General features: G+C 32.7%; 2 protein-coding genes. Both read left to right on the forward strand.

Going from position 1 to position 820, the window contains the following annotated elements; genetic code table 11:
* The coding region (locus CQA53_RS11710; protein WP_220272099.1) for a polymorphic toxin type 44 domain-containing protein at positions 1-275 on the forward strand (275 nt) is incomplete at its 5' end.
* Positions 272-730, forward strand: coding sequence for a hypothetical protein (locus CQA53_RS11715; RefSeq protein ID WP_115544041.1), 459 nt, complete (start codon positions 272-274; stop codon positions 728-730). The genes CQA53_RS11710 and CQA53_RS11715, both read left to right, overlap by 4 nt.
* Positions 731-820: the final 90 nt, after the last annotated feature.

Genomic DNA, 820 nt, shown 5'->3' on the forward strand with positions numbered 1-820 from the left:
TAGGCTATGATATATGGAGCAATATCCATTATGGCTATATTGGCAAAGCAGTAGGATTTAGTGAAATTGAATTACTTTCAGGGGCTGGAGTGGCACAAGATGGTTGTCCTAGCATCACAAGCTTTTGTGATGACCCAAAGGATAGTGAAGCTATCAAGCTAGGCTTTGAGATATATGATAACTACAAAGAAAACATACAATCCCTTTCTATCAATATACTAATGCAATATATTATAAAATATAAAGCTAAGCTCAATATTAAGGTAGTAGAATGAGTTATAAAAAGAAAGTAAAAAATACCTTGATAGAATTATTAGTAGCCATATTTATCCCTGCATCTATCACACTGCTAGCAATACTCATCGAATACATAAAAACACCCCATATAGATAATAAATGTATCCCACATGGACGCAATTTCCCAGAATCAGATGCGACATTATTTACTATGTTTGAAGTATTTTTTGTGCTATGTATATATGGTGTGATTATCGTGTATTATATGATAATGCTCGTATGGGCTGTATTCAAACGAGAGGATAGATTGAAAGCATTGCTATCTTTTATCAAATATATCCTATTTTGCATCATAACTTTGATTGCCATACTTGTTGTTTTGATATGGAATCCAAATGAACCTCCTACTTGTGATTGTGAAGTGGTAGATTGTGAATGTGTATTAAGAAATATATATCAAGCCGATACTTGTTATATAAAGGATAAGGAGTAAATATGTTATATATGACTGAAATTCTACATGGTGATTGTATTATCCACCCTAATACCAATCTCATTCCTTACGATATGGGTTTTTGGGGCT

The organism is Helicobacter didelphidarum (assembly GCF_003364195.1).
Lineage (GTDB): Bacteria > Campylobacterota > Campylobacteria > Campylobacterales > Helicobacteraceae > Helicobacter_A > Helicobacter_A didelphidarum.

Bases quoted from the DNA above. Each gene is read 5' to 3' on its own strand.
- CQA53_RS11715 (WP_115544041.1), top strand. From the start codon at position 272: ATGAGTTATAAAAAGAAAGTAAAAAATACCTTGATAGAATTATTAGTA.